Genomic DNA, 10946 nt, shown 5'->3' with positions numbered 1-10946 from the left:
TTTTTTTTTACCTTTTTTATATAAAAAATAAAACAAAAATAAAAAAAATAGTAATTTGTCGTTTCACACTATAAATAAAAATAAAATAATATACCAAATAAAATGAATCAAAAAATTAGAATAAAACTAAAATCACACGATCACTTACTTATAGATAAATCATCTGAACAAATACTCCACGCAGTTAAATCTACAGGAGCAAAAGTAAACGGTCCTATACCGCTTCCTACTAAAAAAGAAATATTTACTGTATTAAGATCACCACATGTAAATAAAAAATCAAGAGAACAATTTCAACTCTGTACCTATAAAAGATTACTAGATATATACTCCACAAATACTAAAACTATCGATGCCTTGATGAAAATGGACCTCCCGAGCGGTGTTGACGTAGAAATCAAAGCGTAACAAAAAATAATTGTACTTTTTATTAAAAAATACATATCTTAATAATTTTATATATAAAATAATGATAAAAAATACTTTTTTACTATTATTTTTGATTTTAAAATAAAAAATCATAATTTTACAAATTAAACATATAAATACTAACAAATGTCTGGAATAATTGGAAAAAAAATTGGAATGACCACAGTTTATGAAAATTCTATAAATATAGCATGTACTGTTATACAAGCAGGACCCTGTGTTATCACTCAAATTAAAACAAAAGAAAAAGATAAGTACGAAGCAATACAACTTTCTTACGAAGAAAAAAAAGAAAAACATACAACAAAAGCATTAAAAGGACATTTTAATAAAGCAAACACAACTCCTAAAAGAAAAATTGTAGAGTTTAAAAAATTTAAAGCCGATTACCCCGTAGAACTAGGTAAAGTTCTAAAAATAGAAGATATATTCAACGTAAAAGATAAAGTAAAAGTAGTAGGAACCTCCAAGGGGAAAGGATTCCAAGGAGTAGTAAAACGACATGGATTTTCTGGAGTAGGAGGAGCTACACACGGACAACACAACAGATTAAGAGCACCAGGATCCATAGGGTCTTGCTCTTTTCCATCAAGAGTGTTTAGAGGAATGAGAATGGCAGGAAGAACAGGAAATGATAGAGTTAAAATATCAAATCTAGAAATATTAAAAATTATACCAGAACAAAATATACTCGTTATATCTGGTGCCGTTCCAGGTGCAAAAAATTCATATATAATTATTGAAAAATAAAAATACTTAATAATGAACATAAATATAAAAAAATATACAGGAGAAGACACAGGTAGAATAATAGAACTACCAGATAACATTTTCCAAATCAAACCAAATGATCACGTTATATATTTAGACGTAAAACAATACCTTGCTAATCAAAGACAAGGAACTCATAAAACAAAAGAAAGAGCCGAGGTTTCTAGATCTACTAGAAAAATAAAAAAACAAAAAGGAACAGGAGGAGCAAGAGCTGGAAGCTTAAAATCCCCACTATTTAAAGGCGGAGGAACTATATTCGGACCAAAACCCCGTGATTATCATTTTAAATTGAACAAAAAAGAAAAAATACTCGCAAGAAAATCCGCTCTATCATATAAAGCAACAGAAAATAAAATTCAAGTAGTAGAAAATTTTGATTTAGAAACACCTAAAACAAGAGAATTTTTAAAAATAATACAAAATCTTGATATTATAGATAAAAAAGTACTTTTCATACTAGATAAACAAAATAATAATATCTATCTATCTAGTAGAAATATAAAACAATCCCAAGTTATACTTCTTCCTTATATAAACACATATCAAATTTTAAACGCTGACAATATAATTTTTTTGGAGAAATCAATACAAAATATTCAAAATATTTTAAAATAATTTTTTATGAGTATATTAATAAAACCAATAGTAACAGAAAAAATATCAAACCAAAACAATAAACGAAAATACGGATTTATTGTGGATAAATATAGTAATAAAATAGAAATAAAAAAAGAAATAGAAAGATATTACAAAGTACAAGTAGAATCAGTAAATACAATATTTTATTCAGGAACAAATAAAAACAAGTCTACTAAAACTAAAATAATGAAAGGGAAAACTTTTACATTTAAAAAAGCGATTGTCACCCTTATAGAGGGCAATCTTATAGATTTTTATTCCGAAAAATAATTACTAAATAAAACTATGCCATTAAAAAAAATTAAACCAGTTACACCCGGACAACGCTTTAGAATAGCCCCTGATTATTCAATTCTTACAGCACAAAAACCTGAAAAATCACTTCTTATAAGAATAAAAAAAACAGGAGGAAGAAATAACAAAGGCAGAAGAACAATGAGGTATATAGGAGGAGGACATAAACAAATGTACAGAATAATTGATTTTAAAAGAAATAAATTTAATATAGAAGCAATAGTAAAAAGTATAGAATATGATCCATATCGTTCTTCTTTCGTAGCTTTAGTATATTATAAAGATGGAGAAAAAACTTATATAATAGCACCTCACGGAATCCAAGTAGGACAAACAATTATGTCAGGAAGTGGAATTCCGCCAGAAATTGGAAATGCATTACCTATATCAGAAATACCTCTCGGAACTATTATTCATAATATAGAAATAAAACCAGGACAAGGTGGAAACATGGTAAGAAGCGCAGGATGTTATGCTCAATTAATAGCACGAGAAGGAAAATATGCTACTATAAAAATGCCATCAAATGAAGTGAGAACAGTACTCGTCACTTGTACCGCTACAATAGGATCTGTTTCAAACGCAGAACATATGAACATAAGTATTGGAAAAGCAGGAAGATCTAGATGGATGGGAAGAAGACCACGTGTAAGAGGCGTTGCTATGAATCCAGTAGACCATCCGATGGGAGGAGGTGAAGGAAAAGCTTCCGGAGGACAACCAAGATCTAGAAAAGGACTTTATTCTAAAGGGAAAAAAACAAGATCAAAAATAAAATACTCTAATAATATGATAATTACTAAACGAAAATAGTATGGGAAGATCGCTAAAAAAAGGTCCTTATATTGATTATAGACTTGATGTTAAAATACAAAATATTGCCAAAACAGGAAAAAAAACAGTTATTAAAACATGGTCCAGAAGATCTACCATATCTCCAGATTTTGTAGGATATACATTCGCGGTACATAACGGTAACAAATTTATTCCTGTATACATTACCGAAAACATGGTTGGACATAAATTAGGCGAGTTTTCGCCTACAAGAGTATTTAGAGGACATACACCTGGTAAAAAAGAAAAAATATAACACTATAATATATGGAAGCAAGAGCAGCACAAAAAAAAATACCCACTTCTCCTAGGAAAATGAGATTAATAGCGGATACTATTAGAGGAAAAAAAATAACTACAGCTATAAATATTTTAAAACATGAAAAAAGCCACTGTTCTATCAGCTTGGAAAAAACCCTTATGTCTGCCATGAAAAATTGGGAAGAAAAAAACCCCGAATCCTTAGCGATAGAAGAAAATACACTTTTTGTAAAAGAAATATATGTAGATAGCGGTAAAATGCTAAAAAGACTAAGACCCGCCACAAAAGGAAGAGGATTTAGAATAAGAAAACGTTCAAATCATCTTACTATAGTATTAGAAAGCATGGAATTTATAACAGAACCCGATCAAATAGAAGATAAAAATCAAGATTCATATAACCAAAATGATACAAAAAAAAATAAAATCACATAACTTAAGAAATTATATTATATCGTATGGGACAAAAAGTGAATCCAATAGGATTAAGAGTAGGTGTCGTTAGAAATTGGGATTCTAATTGGTATGGAGGATCTAATTTTTCTGAAAAACTATTAGAAGATGAAAAAATTAGAAATTATATTAATAAAAAAATATATAGGAACGGGATATCTAAAATATATATAGAAAGAACCCTAAAACAAGTAATACTAACTATTCGTACATCTAAACCAGGAACAATAATAGGCAGAGGAGGAACAGAAGTAGATAAAATGAAAGATGAAATACAAAAAATAAGTAATAAAGAGATTACTATAAATATATCCGAAATAAAAAAACCAGAAATGGACGCATATTTAGTAGCCCAATCTATATCTTTACAAATAGAGGCAAGAACCCCTTATAAAAAAGTAATAAAACAAGCTATAGCAACTTCTATGAAATCGAGTATTTATGGAATAAAAATTAGAGTATCCGGACGACTTGGTGGTGCTGAAATGGCAAGAGCAGAACAATATAAAGAAGGAAGAATACCATTACAAACTATAAGAGCAGATATTGACTACGCTACATCTGAAGCAAATACAATTTATGGAAAGATAGGAATCAAAGTATGGATATTTAAACAAGAAATATATAGTAGAAAAAAACAAAATAATCCAGAAAATGAAAAAGATTTGACAGCAAAACATAGTTATAACCAAAACCATATGAATACTCATGAAAAAGAACCTAATGAGACGCATATTCAAAAACACCAAAAACGAGCATTGGATGAAAAATATTCTTCTACTAATGTTAAATCAAATGAAATGGAAAACAAATCAAAAAAAAATGGTTCACTAAAACGATACAATAAAAACAATAACAAACCATTAGAAAATCATAAAAAATAACTCATTCACTATTAGAATAAAGAGCTACTTATAAAAACATGTTGCAACCAAAAAAAACAAAATTTAGAAAACAACAAAAAGGAAGAATAAAAGGAATAGCTCAACGCGGGCATGACATAGCATTTGGAACATTTGGATTAAAAGCAATAGAACCCGGCAGAATAACGTCTAGACAAATAGAGGCGTCTAGAATAGCAGTTACGAGATATATGAAACGAGAAGGACAAGTATGGATTAGAATATTTCCTGATAAACCGATTACAAAAAAACCAGCAGAAGTACGTATGGGGAAAGGAAAAGGATCTCCTGAGTATTGGGTAGCTGTTGTAAAACCTGGAACCATACTTTTTGAATCCGTTGGTATACCATTAGATGATGCAAAAGAATCACTCCGTTTAGCTGCAATGAAATTGCCAATAAAAACAAAATTTGTCGTTAAAAGAGATTACGTAAATAAATAATATGAAAAATAAAATAGACATAAAAGCATATTCGTTAGAGGATTTGTATTCTAAAATAGAAATAGAAAAAAATACTCTTCTAAAATTGAAATTAGCTCATTCTATTACACCAATAGAAAACCCAAAACGCATTAGTGTAGTACGAAAAACTATAGCAATGATATATACAGAAATATCTATCAGAAAATCTAAACCAATTCAATGAAAGAAAGAAATATAAGAAAAGAAAGAATAGGAAAAGTAATTAGCAACAAAATGCAAAAATCAATAGTGGTGGAAATTCATAGAAGAGAAAAACACCATGTGTACGGTAAATTTATAGGTAAAACCACAAAATTTATGGTCCATGATGAAAAAAACGAATCAAAAATAGGTGATACAGTTCATATAATGGAAACAAGACCATTAAGTAAAAATAAACGTTGGCGATTAGTTGAAATCATAGAAAGAATAAAATAATGATACAACAAGAAAGTAGATTAAATGTTGCGGATAATTCGGGGGCAAAAGAAATACTTTGTATTCGTGTGCTAGGTGGAACAGGAAAACGCTATGCATCTGTGGGTGATAAAATAATAGTATCCATAAAATCAGCATTATCAAACGGTAATGTAAAAAAAGGAACTGTTTCTAAAGCTGTTATAGTGAGAACAAAAAAAAAAATAAGAAGAAAAGACGGATCTTATATTAGCTTTGAAGATAATGCTGCTGTATTACTTACTGCTAATGATGAACCAAAAGGGACTCGTATATTTGGTCCTGTAGCGCGTGAATTAAGAGAAAAACAATTTATGAAAATAATATCTTTAGCACCAGAAGTATTATAAAAATATGCAAAACAACACAAGAACAAAAAAACTACATATTCGTAAAAATGATACTGTGAAAATAATAGCAGGAAATAGTAAAGGAAAAACAGGAAAAATCATTTCTATTTTGAAAAAAGAGCAAAAAGCTATTGTACAGGGGTGTAACATGGTTATTAAACATTTAAAACCAACTGCTGCAAATACAAAAGGAGGGATTATAAAAAAAGAAGCACCTATTCATATAAGTAATATTATGGTAGTATATTCAGGAGTAGCATCAAGAATAGGAAGAAAATTAGATGATACCGGTAAACTTAAAAGGTACTCAAAAAAAGGAGGAGTTTTTATTTAAATATTTATGATAGAACCAAGATTAAAAATAAAATATAGAGAAGAGATATTACCAAATATGGTAGAACACTTTCGTTACAGGTCTATAATGCAAGTCCCGAAAATAACGAAAATATGTATTAATAAAGGAATTGGTGTAGCGGTTAATGATAAAAAACTTGCTGATATAGGTGCCGAAGAACTCACATTAATTACAGGACAGAAATCTTTGATAACCAAATCTAAAATAGCTATATCAAATTTTAAACTTCGTGAAAATATTCCTATAGGAGCAAAAGTTACATTACGAGGAAATAAAATGTATGAATTTTTAGATAGATTAATAAATGTAGCATTACCTCGTGTAAGGGATTTTAAAGGAATAAGAGAAAATGGATTTGATGGAAGAGGGAATTACACACTTGGTATCAAAGAGCAAATTATTTTTACAGAAATAAGTATAGAAAAAGTTTCAAAAATTTCTGGTATGGATGTTACATTTGTAACTTCCGCAAAAAATGATGAAGAATCATATAGACTTTTAAAATTGTTCGGATTACCTTTCGTAGTAAAAAATAAATAAAACATGGCAAAAAAATCTGTAGTAATTAGAAATTTAAAAAGATTAGAATTAGTAAAAAAATATAAAGATAAAAGAGAATCTTTAAAGAAAGCTAGAGATACAAAAGGACTAGATAAACTGCCACGTAATGCTTCTCCCGTCAGAATTCATAATAGATGTAATTTAACAGGAAGACCTCGGGGGTATATGAGGAAATTTGGAATATCTAGAATCGCTTTTAGAGAAATGGCATCTTTAGGGAAAATTTCCGGGATTACAAAAGCAAGTTGGTAACATAATACATAATCTAAAAAACCATATTACAATAAAAAATATGATGTCAGATCCAATAGCAGATTTTCTTACGAGAATTAGAAATGCTATAAAAGCAAGTCACAAAATAGTAGATATTCCATCTTCTAATATAAAAAAAGAATTGTGTAAAGTACTTTATGAAAATGGATATATTCTGAATTACAAAACTTTAGAAGATAATAAACAAGGAATTATTAGAATCGCATTAAAATATGCACAATACAATAAATCAAGTGTTATTCAATGTATAGAAAGAGTAAGTACACCCGGTCTCAGAAAATATGTAAAAGCAACAAAAATGCCACGTGTTCTCAATGGGATGGGTATAGCAATACTTTCTACATCCAAAGGATTAATGACTGATAAGCAGGCAAAGCTAAATAATACAGGTGGTGAAATATTATGTTACGTATATTAATACTAATTAAATAATTATGTCAAGAATTGGAAAAAAACCTATTATCTTACAACAAGGGATTTCAGTTAGTGTAGATGAGAGTAATCATATTGTAAAAATAAAGGGGTCTAAAGGTGAATTATCTTGTAAAATAGATGAAAGTATTCAAATAACCATAGATAAGAATACTCTTTTAGTAAATAGAGTTAGTGATCAACGTAGGCATAGAGCTCTGCATGGGTTATATAGAAGTATTATCAATAATATGGTAATTGGAGTTATGAACGGTTATAAAGTTCAGATGGAAATTGTGGGAGTAGGATTTAAAGCTACTCATCAAAATAACTTATTGGAAATGAGTTTAGGGTATTCTCATACTATATTTATGAGTTTGCCACAAGAAGTAAAAGTTTTCACAGAAACATTAAAAGGGAAAAATCCGATAATAACTTTAGAATGTATAGATAAACAACTATTAGGACAAGTAGCTGCAAAAATAAAATCATTACGTCCAGCGGAACCATATAAAGAAAAAGGAATAAAATTTGTAGGAGAAATTATTAGAAGAAAAGCAGGAAAAACAGCTAGTAAAAAATAAAAAAATGAGTATTAGTAAACAAGAAAAAAGATTACGTATAAAAAAAGGAGTAAGAAGTAAAATAAAAGGGACTCTTGAACGACCTCGCATGAGTGTTTTTAAGAGTAATAAAAATATTTATGTCCAACTTATAGATGATACGAGAGGATATACTATAGTTTCTTCTTCTTCTGCAGATATTGGATTTAAAGATAAAATTAATTTAGAAATTTCAAAATCTGTTGGCAAAAAAATAGGAGAAAAAGCAATAGAAAAAGGAATAATAAATTGTGTTTTTGATAGAAATGGTTATCCGTACCATGGGAGGATAAAAGCTTTAGCAGAATCCGCCAGAGAAACAGGTTTAAAGTTTTAATTAATTAAAAACATCTTTAATAGGTAAAATAAATGCTAAAAATAGAAGATACTGAGTACAGAGAAAAAGTAGTGGCTATTAATAGGGTAACAAAAGTTGTAAAGGGGGGAAGAAGATTTAGTTTTTCCTTGGTATTGGTTGTTGGGAATGGTAATGGAATAGTAGGACATGGATTAGGAAAAGCAAATGAAATAAGTGATGCTATTAATAAAGCAAGGGATGATGCAAAGAAAAATTTAATAAAGATTCCAATTATTAATAGTACTCTTCCTCACGAGGCAATAGGAAAATTTGGAGGGGGGTTTGTACTTATAAAACCTGCTACTGTAGGAACTGGAGTTATTGCAGGAGGAACTATGAGATCTGTATTGGAAGCAGTAGGAGTTCATAATTGTTTGGCAAAATCAAAAGGGTCATCTAATCCTCATAATGTGGTGAAAGCGACGTTTCATGCTCTAGAAAAAATGAGAGACTCTTTTTTCATTGCAAAACAAAGAGGTATTAGTTTGGAAAAAGTCTTTAACGGTTAAATCAATATGAAAGAAAAAGTAATTATAACACAAATAAAAGGTGTTTCAGATAGAGCAAATTACCAAAGAAGAACTTTATTAGCACTTGGATTGGGAAAAATAAATAGAAGTGTAGAAAAAGCATACAACCCTCAAATACAAGGAATGGTATTAAGTGTAAATCATTTGGTAAAATATATTATAATAAAACATTAAACGTATAAACGATATTATGAAGTTACATAATTTAAAGCCGGCAACAGGATCTGTAAAAAAAGAAAAAAGAATTGGAAGAGGTACTGGATCAGGGCATGGTGGAACCTCTACTCGTGGTCATAAAGGAGCACAGTCACGGTCTGGGTATAGTAGAAAAATAGGATTTGAAGGAGGACAAATGCCTTTACATAGAAGGATACCTAAATTTGGTTTTAATAATAATAATAAAAAAAAATATAGAACTATAAATGTAGGGTTACTAAATTCGTTTGTAGAATCTACAAAAATTATAGAATTAACGCATGATGTTTTGATTCAGAATGAAATCTGTAATAAAAAAGATAGCATTAAAATATTAAATAAAGGAGAATTAAATCATAAAATTTCTGTGTTTGCTCATAAATTTTCTCAAGAAGCCGTTCACACTATTGAAAAACTAGGGGGAAAAGTACATATTATTAATGAGAATAAAAATAAATTATAACAAAAAATAAAACGATTCAGTAATGAATAAGTTTATCTCGGTCATAAAAAATATTTTTTCAATAGAACCATTAAGAGTTAGAATAATAAATACTTTATATTTTGTTCTTATATTTAGAATAGGTTCATTTATTGTATTGCCTGGTATTGATCCTACTAAACTTTTAGACAATCAAGGAGGAATTTTAGGATTATTAGATACTTTTGTGGGAGGAGCTTTTAGCAATGCATCTATATTTGCTTTAGGAATTATGCCGTACATATCTGCTTCTATTGTGTTGCAACTTTTGACAATTACTATTCCATATTTTCAAAGAATGCAAAAAGAAGGGGATTCGGGGAGAAAAAAAATTAATCAATATACAAGAATATTAACAGTTCTTATCACGGTTGTTCAAGCATCTAGTTATATTGCGGTAAGTATCCCTAAAGAGGCAATAGTAATGGAAAATAGATTCTTGTTTTCTTTATCATGCATTGTAATATTAGTTGCTGGTACTATATTTTGTATGTGGTTAGGAGAAAAAATAACAGATAAAGGGATAGGGAATGGTATATCTATGCTTATAATGATAGGAATAGTTTCTAGATTTCCGACTGCAATTTTGTTAGAAGCATATTCTCGGGGTATGGGACAGATGTTAATATTTATATTAGAACTTTGTTTTTTATTTTTTGTAATAATAATGGTAGTTATGCTTATTCAAGGGGTTAGAAAAATTCCCATTCAATATGCTAAACAAATAGGAAGTCGTGTTCAAGGGGTTCAAAGGCAGTATTTACCTCTTAAAGTGAATTCTGCTGGGGTTATGCCGATTATATTTGCACAATCTCTCATGTTCGTTCCTTCTTTGATAGCAAGTTTTTTTACAGAACAAAATGATGTAGTATCATATATAGTAGCTTCTTTTTCAGATTACAGATCTTGGCAGTATAATTTAATGTTTGCGGTTCTCATTATTATATTTACTTTTTTTTACACTGCTATTACAGTGGATCCAAATCAGATAGTGGATGATATGAAACGTAATGGTGGATTTATACCTGGAATTAAACCGGGGAAAGATACAGCTGAATTTATAGATAATATACTATCAAAAATAACATTACCTGGTGCGTTATTTTTGGCTTTGATAGCTATAATGCCATCATTCGCTGGAATTGTGGGAGTAAAAAACGAGTTTTCACAATTTTTTGGTGGTACTTCCTTGCTTATTATGGTTGGTGTTATCTTAGAGACCTTACAGCAAATAGAAAGTTATCTTTTAATGATGCATTATGAAGGTATTATGAAAACGGGGAAGTTTAAAGAACGATTTAATATAAATGATTCGGTTTAATAA

The 10946-nt window shown here is 29.2% G+C and carries 22 protein-coding genes; all 22 read left to right on the top strand.

Annotated features, from left to right (window positions below; translation table 11 throughout):
- The first annotated feature begins 102 nt into the window (after positions 1-102).
- The 22 genes from rpsJ to secY all read left to right on the top strand — a co-directional run bounded on the left by rpsJ (position 103) and on the right by secY (position 10943).
- Positions 103-408, top strand: coding sequence for a 30S ribosomal protein S10 (gene rpsJ, locus QM536_00765; protein ID MDI9355545.1), 306 nt, complete (start codon positions 103-105; stop codon positions 406-408).
- Positions 409-555: 147 nt separating this feature from the next.
- Positions 556-1179: a 50S ribosomal protein L3 gene (gene rplC / locus QM536_00760; protein ID MDI9355544.1), complete on the top strand. Its 624-nt coding sequence runs from the start codon at positions 556-558 to the stop codon at positions 1177-1179.
- Positions 1180-1191: 12 nt separating this feature from the next.
- Positions 1192-1818, top strand: a complete 627-nt coding sequence (gene rplD / locus QM536_00755; protein MDI9355543.1) for a 50S ribosomal protein L4 — start codon at positions 1192-1194, stop codon at positions 1816-1818.
- Between the two features lie 6 nt (positions 1819-1824).
- Positions 1825-2112: a 50S ribosomal protein L23 gene (gene rplW / locus QM536_00750; protein ID MDI9355542.1), complete on the top strand. Its 288-nt coding sequence runs from the start codon at positions 1825-1827 to the stop codon at positions 2110-2112.
- Positions 2113-2127: 15 nt separating this feature from the next.
- The gene (gene rplB, locus QM536_00745; protein ID MDI9355541.1) at positions 2128-2949 is read left to right on the top strand and encodes a 50S ribosomal protein L2; all 822 of its coding nucleotides are present in this window, start codon (positions 2128-2130) and stop codon (positions 2947-2949) included.
- 1 nt (position 2950) lies between these two features.
- Positions 2951-3226: a 30S ribosomal protein S19 gene (gene rpsS, locus QM536_00740; GenBank protein ID MDI9355540.1), complete on the top strand. Its 276-nt coding sequence runs from the start codon at positions 2951-2953 to the stop codon at positions 3224-3226.
- 11 nt (positions 3227-3237) lie between these two features.
- Positions 3238-3666, top strand: coding sequence for a 50S ribosomal protein L22 (rplV, locus tag QM536_00735; protein MDI9355539.1), 429 nt, complete (start codon positions 3238-3240; stop codon positions 3664-3666).
- Positions 3667-3689: 23 nt separating this feature from the next.
- Positions 3690-4568: a 30S ribosomal protein S3 gene (rpsC, locus tag QM536_00730; GenBank protein MDI9355538.1), complete on the top strand. Its 879-nt coding sequence runs from the start codon at positions 3690-3692 to the stop codon at positions 4566-4568.
- A 38-nt stretch (positions 4569-4606) separates the two neighbouring features.
- Positions 4607-5029, top strand: coding sequence for a 50S ribosomal protein L16 (gene rplP, locus QM536_00725; protein MDI9355537.1), 423 nt, complete (start codon positions 4607-4609; stop codon positions 5027-5029).
- Between the two features lies 1 nt (position 5030).
- Positions 5031-5234 carry a 50S ribosomal protein L29 gene (rpmC, locus tag QM536_00720; GenBank protein MDI9355536.1) on the top strand — a complete coding sequence of 68 codons (204 nt, stop codon included), beginning with the start codon at positions 5031-5033 and terminating at the stop codon, positions 5232-5234.
- Entirely contained in the window at positions 5231-5488 is a 258-nt protein-coding gene (gene rpsQ / locus QM536_00715) for a 30S ribosomal protein S17 (protein MDI9355535.1), read from the top strand. Before rpmC ends, rpsQ begins: the two co-directional genes overlap by 4 nt.
- Positions 5488-5856, top strand: coding sequence for a 50S ribosomal protein L14 (rplN, locus tag QM536_00710; GenBank protein MDI9355534.1), 369 nt, complete (start codon positions 5488-5490; stop codon positions 5854-5856). The genes rpsQ and rplN overlap by 1 nt, the downstream gene beginning before the upstream one ends.
- A gap of 4 nt (positions 5857-5860) precedes the next feature.
- On the top strand, positions 5861-6190 hold the full coding sequence (rplX, locus tag QM536_00705) for a 50S ribosomal protein L24 (protein ID MDI9355533.1): 330 nt from the start codon (positions 5861-5863) through the stop codon (positions 6188-6190).
- A 6-nt stretch (positions 6191-6196) separates the two neighbouring features.
- Positions 6197-6751, top strand: coding sequence for a 50S ribosomal protein L5 (gene rplE / locus QM536_00700; protein MDI9355532.1), 555 nt, complete (start codon positions 6197-6199; stop codon positions 6749-6751).
- Between the two features lie 3 nt (positions 6752-6754).
- On the top strand, positions 6755-7024 hold the full coding sequence (gene rpsN / locus QM536_00695; protein ID MDI9355531.1) for a 30S ribosomal protein S14: 270 nt from the start codon (positions 6755-6757) through the stop codon (positions 7022-7024).
- Between the two features lie 40 nt (positions 7025-7064).
- On the top strand, positions 7065-7463 hold the full coding sequence (gene rpsH / locus QM536_00690; protein MDI9355530.1) for a 30S ribosomal protein S8: 399 nt from the start codon (positions 7065-7067) through the stop codon (positions 7461-7463).
- Between the two features lie 16 nt (positions 7464-7479).
- Positions 7480-8040 carry a 50S ribosomal protein L6 gene (rplF, locus tag QM536_00685; GenBank protein ID MDI9355529.1) on the top strand — a complete coding sequence of 187 codons (561 nt, stop codon included), beginning with the start codon at positions 7480-7482 and terminating at the stop codon, positions 8038-8040.
- A 4-nt stretch (positions 8041-8044) separates the two neighbouring features.
- Complete coding sequence (gene rplR / locus QM536_00680) at positions 8045-8395, top strand: 50S ribosomal protein L18 (GenBank protein MDI9355528.1); 351 nt, start codon at positions 8045-8047, stop codon at positions 8393-8395.
- 32 nt (positions 8396-8427) lie between these two features.
- Positions 8428-8925 (top strand): 30S ribosomal protein S5, encoded by a 498-nt coding sequence (gene rpsE, locus QM536_00675; GenBank protein ID MDI9355527.1) that lies wholly within the window; start codon positions 8428-8430, stop codon positions 8923-8925.
- A 6-nt stretch (positions 8926-8931) separates the two neighbouring features.
- On the top strand, positions 8932-9120 hold the full coding sequence (rpmD, locus tag QM536_00670; GenBank protein ID MDI9355526.1) for a 50S ribosomal protein L30: 189 nt from the start codon (positions 8932-8934) through the stop codon (positions 9118-9120).
- A 16-nt stretch (positions 9121-9136) separates the two neighbouring features.
- A complete protein-coding gene (rplO, locus tag QM536_00665) occupies positions 9137-9604 on the top strand; it encodes a 50S ribosomal protein L15 (protein ID MDI9355525.1) in 468 nt (155 codons plus the stop codon).
- 22 nt (positions 9605-9626) lie between these two features.
- Complete coding sequence (secY, locus tag QM536_00660) at positions 9627-10943, top strand: preprotein translocase subunit SecY (protein MDI9355524.1); 1317 nt, start codon at positions 9627-9629, stop codon at positions 10941-10943.
- Positions 10944-10946 lie beyond the last annotated feature (3 nt).

This window comes from Chitinophagaceae bacterium, assembly GCA_030053935.1.
Taxonomy (GTDB): Bacteria; Bacteroidota; Bacteroidia; order Cytophagales; family JASGCU01; genus JASGCU01.
This window is presented reverse-complemented; position numbering and strand designations above follow the sequence as displayed.

What these genes read in the sequence shown, in the direction of transcription:
- rpsJ (MDI9355545.1), top strand. Translation starts at nt 103, where the DNA reads ATGAATCAAAAAATTAGAATAAAACTAAAATCACACGATCACTTACTT.
- rplC (MDI9355544.1), top strand. Translation starts at nt 556, where the DNA reads ATGTCTGGAATAATTGGAAAAAAAATTGGAATGACCACAGTTTATGAA.
- rplD (MDI9355543.1), top strand. Translation starts at nt 1,192, where the DNA reads ATGAACATAAATATAAAAAAATATACAGGAGAAGACACAGGTAGAATA.
- rplW (MDI9355542.1), top strand. Translation starts at nt 1,825, where the DNA reads ATGAGTATATTAATAAAACCAATAGTAACAGAAAAAATATCAAACCAA.
- rplB (MDI9355541.1), top strand. Translation starts at nt 2,128, where the DNA reads ATGCCATTAAAAAAAATTAAACCAGTTACACCCGGACAACGCTTTAGA.
- rpsS (MDI9355540.1), top strand. Translation starts at nt 2,951, where the DNA reads ATGGGAAGATCGCTAAAAAAAGGTCCTTATATTGATTATAGACTTGAT.
- rplV (MDI9355539.1), top strand. Translation starts at nt 3,238, where the DNA reads ATGGAAGCAAGAGCAGCACAAAAAAAAATACCCACTTCTCCTAGGAAA.
- rpsC (MDI9355538.1), top strand. Translation starts at nt 3,690, where the DNA reads ATGGGACAAAAAGTGAATCCAATAGGATTAAGAGTAGGTGTCGTTAGA.
- rplP (MDI9355537.1), top strand. Translation starts at nt 4,607, where the DNA reads ATGTTGCAACCAAAAAAAACAAAATTTAGAAAACAACAAAAAGGAAGA.
- rpmC (MDI9355536.1), top strand. Translation starts at nt 5,031, where the DNA reads ATGAAAAATAAAATAGACATAAAAGCATATTCGTTAGAGGATTTGTAT.
- rpsQ (MDI9355535.1), top strand. Translation starts at nt 5,231, where the DNA reads ATGAAAGAAAGAAATATAAGAAAAGAAAGAATAGGAAAAGTAATTAGC.
- rplN (MDI9355534.1), top strand. Translation starts at nt 5,488, where the DNA reads ATGATACAACAAGAAAGTAGATTAAATGTTGCGGATAATTCGGGGGCA.
- rplX (MDI9355533.1), top strand. Translation starts at nt 5,861, where the DNA reads ATGCAAAACAACACAAGAACAAAAAAACTACATATTCGTAAAAATGAT.
- rplE (MDI9355532.1), top strand. Translation starts at nt 6,197, where the DNA reads ATGATAGAACCAAGATTAAAAATAAAATATAGAGAAGAGATATTACCA.
- rpsN (MDI9355531.1), top strand. Translation starts at nt 6,755, where the DNA reads ATGGCAAAAAAATCTGTAGTAATTAGAAATTTAAAAAGATTAGAATTA.
- rpsH (MDI9355530.1), top strand. Translation starts at nt 7,065, where the DNA reads ATGATGTCAGATCCAATAGCAGATTTTCTTACGAGAATTAGAAATGCT.
- rplF (MDI9355529.1), top strand. Translation starts at nt 7,480, where the DNA reads ATGTCAAGAATTGGAAAAAAACCTATTATCTTACAACAAGGGATTTCA.
- rplR (MDI9355528.1), top strand. Translation starts at nt 8,045, where the DNA reads ATGAGTATTAGTAAACAAGAAAAAAGATTACGTATAAAAAAAGGAGTA.
- rpsE (MDI9355527.1), top strand. Translation starts at nt 8,428, where the DNA reads ATGCTAAAAATAGAAGATACTGAGTACAGAGAAAAAGTAGTGGCTATT.
- rpmD (MDI9355526.1), top strand. Translation starts at nt 8,932, where the DNA reads ATGAAAGAAAAAGTAATTATAACACAAATAAAAGGTGTTTCAGATAGA.
- rplO (MDI9355525.1), top strand. Translation starts at nt 9,137, where the DNA reads ATGAAGTTACATAATTTAAAGCCGGCAACAGGATCTGTAAAAAAAGAA.
- secY (MDI9355524.1), top strand. Translation starts at nt 9,627, where the DNA reads ATGAATAAGTTTATCTCGGTCATAAAAAATATTTTTTCAATAGAACCA.